This window comes from Mycobacterium sp. IS-2888 (assembly GCF_001954215.1).
In the GTDB taxonomy this organism is placed as follows: Bacteria; Actinomycetota; Actinomycetes; order Mycobacteriales; family Mycobacteriaceae; genus Mycobacterium.
Window position 1 is genome coordinate 1 of the sequence record NZ_MBET01000118.1, and the last position, 5,735, is coordinate 5,735.

Annotated in this window: 6 protein-coding genes, 1 tRNA gene and 1 other RNA gene; 3 read left to right on the plus strand and 5 right to left on the minus strand. The window is 68.4% G+C overall.

Annotated features, from left to right (window positions below; all coding sequences use genetic code 11):
- From A5745_RS23150 to ffs, 3 genes are all read right to left on the minus strand, one after another.
- On the minus strand, positions 1-1,266 hold a 1,266-nt coding region (locus tag A5745_RS23150; RefSeq protein WP_076119226.1), incomplete at its 3' end, for a DNA polymerase III subunits gamma/tau.
- A gap of 107 nt (positions 1,267-1,373) precedes the next feature.
- On the minus strand, positions 1,374-2,675 hold the full coding sequence (locus A5745_RS23155; protein ID WP_139329767.1) for an aminotransferase class I/II-fold pyridoxal phosphate-dependent enzyme: 1,302 nt from the start codon (positions 2,673-2,675) through the stop codon (positions 1,374-1,376).
- Positions 2,676-2,726: 51 nt separating this feature from the next.
- Positions 2,727-2,823, minus strand: an RNA gene (gene ffs / locus A5745_RS23160) — signal recognition particle sRNA small type.
- A gap of 75 nt (positions 2,824-2,898) precedes the next feature.
- On the opposite strand from ffs, the gene A5745_RS23165 reads away from it, so the two are divergent.
- Positions 2,899-2,987: transfer RNA gene (locus tag A5745_RS23165), tRNA-Ser, on the plus strand.
- A gap of 48 nt (positions 2,988-3,035) precedes the next feature.
- A complete protein-coding gene (locus A5745_RS23170; RefSeq protein ID WP_076119222.1) occupies positions 3,036-3,857 on the plus strand; it encodes a hypothetical protein in 822 nt (273 codons plus the stop codon).
- A 1-nt stretch (position 3,858) separates the two neighbouring features.
- On the opposite strand, the gene A5745_RS23175 is transcribed toward A5745_RS23170, so the two are convergent.
- The gene (locus A5745_RS23175) at positions 3,859-4,599 is read right to left on the minus strand and encodes an enoyl-CoA hydratase/isomerase family protein (RefSeq protein ID WP_076119224.1); all 741 of its coding nucleotides are present in this window, start codon (positions 4,597-4,599) and stop codon (positions 3,859-3,861) included.
- On the minus strand, positions 4,596-4,976 hold the full coding sequence (locus A5745_RS23180; RefSeq protein ID WP_076059465.1) for a hypothetical protein: 381 nt from the start codon (positions 4,974-4,976) through the stop codon (positions 4,596-4,598). Before A5745_RS23180 ends, A5745_RS23175 begins: the two co-directional genes overlap by 4 nt.
- 138 nt (positions 4,977-5,114) lie before the next feature.
- Between A5745_RS23180 and A5745_RS23185 the strand changes: the two genes are divergently transcribed.
- A complete protein-coding gene (locus A5745_RS23185; protein ID WP_076059463.1) occupies positions 5,115-5,597 on the plus strand; it encodes a lipoprotein LpqH in 483 nt (160 codons plus the stop codon).
- Positions 5,598-5,735 lie beyond the last annotated feature (138 nt).

Here is a 5,735-nt window from a genome sequence, read left to right on the forward strand (position 1 = left end):
TCGGCATCGCTGGCTGGGCTTGGGTGCCGCGGCCCGTTTGGGCGGCGGGCTGGGCGCGGCGGGCCGTGGCGGGGGCACCGCGCCATCGGCAGCCTCTGACGCCGGGATGGAGACGCCCAGCCGGGTCTCGATCCGCTCGACGCGTTGCAGCAGCGCCGCCTCGGCATCGCTGGCCGAGGGCAGCAGCAGTCGCGCGCAGACCACTTCGAGCAGCAGGCGTGGCGCCGTCGCGCCGCGCATCTCCCCCAGCCCCGCCTGCACCACCTCGGCGTAGCGCGTCAGCGCCGCCGGCCCGATGCGCGCCGCCTGCTCGCGCATCCGATCCAGCACATCCTCGGGCGCGTCCACCACGCCGCGGCTAGCCGCATCCGGAACCGCTTGCAGCACAATGAGATCGCGGAACCGCTCCAGCAGATCGGTGGCGAAGCGCCGCGGGTCGTGGCCGGCGTCGATGACCGATTCGACAGCGCCGAACAACGCGGCCGCATCCGAAGCGGCCAGCGCGTCGACGGCATCGTCGATCAGGGCGACGTCGGTGGCGCCCAGCAAGCCCAGCGCCCGCTGATAGGTCACGTGCTGGCCCTCGGCACCCGCCACCAACTGGTCCAGCACCGACAGCGTGTCGCGGGGCGAACCACCGCCGGCGCGGATCAGCAGCGGATACACCGCGTCGTCGACGACGACGCCCTCCTGCTCAGCGATCCGCCCGACCAGCGCCCGCATGGTGCGCGGCGGCAACAGCCGGAACGGGTAGTGATGGGTGCGCGACCGGATGGTCGGCAGCACCTTCTCCGGTTCGGTGGTGGCGAAGATGAAGATGAGATGTTCGGGGGGTTCCTCGACGATCTTGAGCAGCGCGTTGAAGCCCGCGGTCGTCACCATGTGTGCCTCGTCGACGATGAATACCCGGTAGCGCGACTGCGCCGGCGCATAGAACGCGCGGTCGCGCAGCTCGCGGGTGTCGTCGACGCCGCCGTGGCTGGCCGCGTCGAGTTCCACCACATCGATGCTGCCGGGCGCGTTGGGGGCCAACGCCACGCAGGATTCGCACACGCCGCACGGGTTGGCCGTCGGCCCCTGCACACAGTTCAACGACCGGGCCAGGATGCGCGCCGAGGACGTCTTGCCGCAGCCGCGCGGCCCGGAGAACAGGTAGGCATGGTTGATCCGGCCGGCTTCCAGGGCGATGGACAGCGGTTCGGTGACGTGCTCCTGCCCCACCACTTCGGCGAAGGTTGCCGGTCGATACTTGCGGTAGAGGGCCACGCTCAGCAGGCTACCGACGCCCGGTGACTCGGACCCGACTGGCATCGAGTGTGCAGCGGCGGCGTTCAGTGTGCGCGCAGGGCGCCCTCAGCGCACAGCGAAAACCGTCAGCGCGCACTCGACGCGGACGGGGCCAGGTTGAGCATCGACTCCGAGGCCGCCAGCAGCGCGCAGGTCGCAAGCCCGTCGACGGCGGCACGCAGTTCCGGCATCGGCGGGAATGTGGGTGCGACGCGGATGTTCTTGTCGTCCGGGTCTTTCCGATACGGGAAGGTCGCGCCGGCGTCGGTGACCGCGATGCCGGCGTCCTTGGCCAGGGCGACGGTCCGCCGCGCCGTGCCGGGCCACACGTCGAGGCTGATGAAGTAACCGCCCTTGGGTTCGGTCCACGAGGCGATCTTGGATTCGCTCAGCCGCTGATCCAGGATTTCGGCCGCCAACGCGAATTTCGGCGCCAGGATCTGCTGATGCCGCATCATCTGCAGGCGGACCCCGTCGGCGTCACCGAAGAAGCGCAGATGCCGCAGCTGGTTCACCTTGTCCGGTCCGATCGACTTCTTCCCCGCGTACTGCAGATACCAGGCGATGTTGCCCAACGATCCGCCGAGGAAGCTGACGCCGGCGCCGGCGAACGTGATCTTCGACGTCGACGCGAACACATACGGCCGGTGCGGGTTGCCGGCCTTGGCCGCCAGCCCGAGAACGTCGACCTGGCGGACGAACTCGTGCGTCAGGGTGTGGACCGCGTACGCGTTGTCCCAGAACAACCGGAAGTCGGGCGCGGCCGTGCGCATCTGGATCAGTCGGCGAGCCGTTTCCCACGAATAGGTGACGCCGGTCGGGTTGGCGAAGACCGGGACCGCCCACATCCCCTTGATTGCGGGGTCCACGGCGACCAGTTCTTCGATGAGGTCGATGTCGGGACCGTCGGGCAGCATCGGGATCGGAATCATCTCGATGCCCATGGTTTCGGTGAGGTTGTGGTGCCGGTCGTAGCCGGGGACGGGACACAGGAACTTGACGCTCGGTTCGTCCTTCCACGGCCGTGGCGAGTCCACGCCGCCGTGCAGCAACGAGAAGACGACGATGTCGTGCATCAGTTCCAGGCTTGAGTTGTTACCCGCGATCAGGTTGGGCACCGGAATGCCGAGGAGCTCGCCGAATATGGCCCGCAATTCCGGCAGCCCGTGCTGGCCGAGGTAGTTGCGGGTGTCGGTGCCCTCCTCGTCGCGGTAGTCGTCCTCTCCAGGCAGGGTCAGGAGCCGGTTGGACAGGTCCAGCTGCTCTTCGGACGGCTTGCCGCGGGTGAGGTTCAGGGACAGCTTCATGGCCTGCAGCTCCGCATACTGCTGCTGGTGGCGTGCGTGCAGGGCCGCTAGCTCGTCATGGCTGAGGGAATCGAACGCCACCGGGGGACCTTTCGCTGATCGCACGAGCTTCGGGGTCATGAATGCCCCCGGACATAGGGGACCCCGCGCACCCGACAGAGCCCATTGACCCTTGCTGCCTTCCGGCCCTGGGGGAGTTCACAGGATAGACGCCGCGCGGGGTCCATCGCGAGTGTAATACCTGGCCCGGAGTTACCCGCGTGCAACCGGTGGGGGCCGTAGGGCACTCGGCTACCATGGCCACGGAGGATTCGCCTAGTGGCCTATGGCGCTCGCCTGGAACGCGGGTTGGGTTAATAGCCCTCGCGGGTTCAAATCCCGCATCCTCCGCCAGCTAGTCCCCGGTGCGGCCGAGGACTGACCATCAGCATGAGGAGGCGTATGGGGCGCAAGGTCGCCATACCGTGGCACTTGTTGTTTTCGATCGGTGCCGGCGTCCTCTATTTCTTCTGCGTGCTGCCCCGCTGGTACGAGCTGACGGGCGAGATGACGCGCGGACTGGGGATGGCGGGCCGCATCGCGTCGGGCGCGCTCATCGGGTTGGCCGCGCTGCCCGTGGTGTTCACCCTGTTGCGCACCCGCAAGCCGGAGCTGGGCACCCCGCAGCTGGCGCTGTCCATGCGGGTGTGGTCGATCGTGGCCCACGTGCTGGCGGGCGTGCTGATCGTCGGTACCGCGATCAGCGAGATCTGGCTCAGCCTGGACTCCGCCGGACGGTACCTGTTCGGCATCTACGGCGCCGCCGCCGCGATCGGCCTGCTCGGAATTTTCGCCTTCTACCTATCGTTTGTGGCCGAGTTGCCGCCGCCACCGCCGAAACCGATCAAGGCGAAGAAGCCCAAGAAGCGTCGTGGCAAGAAGGACGAGGCGGCCGACGAAGCCGCCGAGGAGGCCGAGGCGGCGGAGTCCGAGGCCGAAGAAACCGACGAAGAAGCAGAAGAAGCCGAAGAGCCCGAAGCCGAGGCTGAAGAAACCGAAGAAGCCGAGACGGTCGAGCCGGTCGCGGAAACCGAAGAAACCGCCGAAGCCGAAGAAGCTGAAGAGCCGGCCGAAGAGCCCGCAAAAGCCGAAGAGGCAGCGACCGAAGAGCCGGCCGCCGAACAGCCCGCGGCCGGGCTGCGCAACCGCCGTCCCACCGGCAAGGGCACCCACCGCATGCGACGCCGGCGCACCCGCGGCGGCGTCGCGGTCGACGACGAATAACTCAGCGGCGCCGTAGGCGCTCGAGCGAGTCGGCGATGCGCTGCCGGGTCTGCTCGGCACCCCACAGCTCACGCACCTCGCGGTCGACGCCGCCTGCCTCGCCGATCCGCGCCAGAACGGGCGCCCTCAACTGGGCTTTGGTGTGCCGATAGGCGTCGGGCGAGATCTCACCCAGGTCCGACGCCTCCGCTTCGGCCGCCCCGAGCAGGTCGTCGGCAACCACGCGGTGGGCAAGTCCGCTGGCGACTGCGTCGTCGCCGCGATAGAGGCCGCCGCCGAGCAGCACTTCCTCGGCGTGATCGCCGCACGCGTGCCGAATGACCTCGAGCGCCGCGGCTGGAAACGGGACCCCGACGCGAACCTCCGTCGCCCCGATCTGCGCGTCCGGCCCGATCAGCCGGCGGTCGCAGGCACACGCCAGCACGCACCCGCCCGCGATGGCGGCGCCGTTGATCGCGGCGACGGTCGGCCCGGGGTAGCCGAACATCGCGACGAACGCGTCGGACAGCGCGGGTATCAACCGATCGGCGTAGTCGGCACCGCCCTGCAGCACGCGGTTGAGGTCGACCCCGGCGCAGAACACCCGGCCCGCGCCGGTGACGACGAGCGGGCCGGCGCCCGAATCCCTCAGCTCGCGGACGGCGGCGGTCAGCTCCTCCAGCAGCTCGACGTCGAGGGCGTTGACCCGGCCCGACGACAGGGCCAACACGCGGACCGTTCCGACGGTCTGGATCTCGATCACTGCGGTCGGCCGACTATGACGACGGGAATGTCGGTGTTCTCGTCGGTGTGATAGCTCGCGCACACGCGGTGGTAGCCGTCGGCGATCTGTAACGGAACGCCAGTGGCGAAGTCGCCGCGGACCAGCAGGATGGGCGAGAGCGGTTCACCCTTTTTGATCTTGGATAGATCCGACGCGACATGGGGATTGTCAACCGGAAGCAGGCTCAGCTGGGCGGCCCGCAGTATGTCCTTGGCCTTCTTGTGCACAACGTCAGAGGTCTGCAGGCTATACGTCAGCTCTTCGACGGTGTGCGGATCGGCGAGCAGGGCGAGGTAGTCGGCAGCGGCCGGAAAGTCATGGGCCTCAGGCTTTCCCAGCCATTTCACCTTCGGCAATGGCTGCCTCCCTTCCTAGGGCCACGTCGACGCAGCCTACCGGTTGCACCGAAAAATTGGGATCGGTAGCAAATCGGGCGTTCTGTACTCCTCCCATGACGACGCCAACGGGGCGGCGCATGAAGGAAGGAAATCCCAGTGAAACGTCTTCTCGCGGCAGCGATTGGAGGCCTTGGCGTCGCGTCGGCGCTGGTGGCCTGCTCGAGCGGCGGCCACACGGCCAGCACGGGGTCGAGTGGAGCGCCCAGCGCCTCCACCGGTACCGGCGCACAGGTCAAGGTCGGTGGCAGCGACCTCGCAGGGTTGAATCCCGCCTCGGTGACCTGCGTCAAAACCGGCGGCAAGATCGATATCGGCAGCGGGTCCACCGGCGGTGGCCAGCAGGCGCTGGCGGTCGTGATGACCGACGAGGCCACGCCGAAGGTCGAGTCGTTGGCCCTTGTCGTCGACGGCAACGCGCTGTCGGTCAGCAGCGGCATGGGCGCCAAGGTCGGCTCGGCCAACGTGGCGGTGGACGGTAAGACCTACACCATCACGGGCCAGGCGCAGGGCGCCGATTTGAAGAACCCGATGGCCGGCATGGTCACCAAGGACTTCAGCATCAAGGTGACCTGCGGTTGATCGGTCGAACTCCGGGCGGCGGACGTGGCTGGATCACACGTCCGCCGCTCCGGGTTTGCGCCGCCAAGACTTATGATGCAGCCGTGGGGGGTCCGGGCGAGGTGGGGCGGGGGCGGGCGCGGGGGGGGGCCGACGCCG

What these genes read in the sequence shown, in the direction of transcription:
- A5745_RS23170 (WP_076119222.1), top strand. Translation starts at nt 3,036, where the DNA reads ATGGGGCGCAAGGTCGCCATACCGTGGCACTTGTTGTTTTCGATCGGT.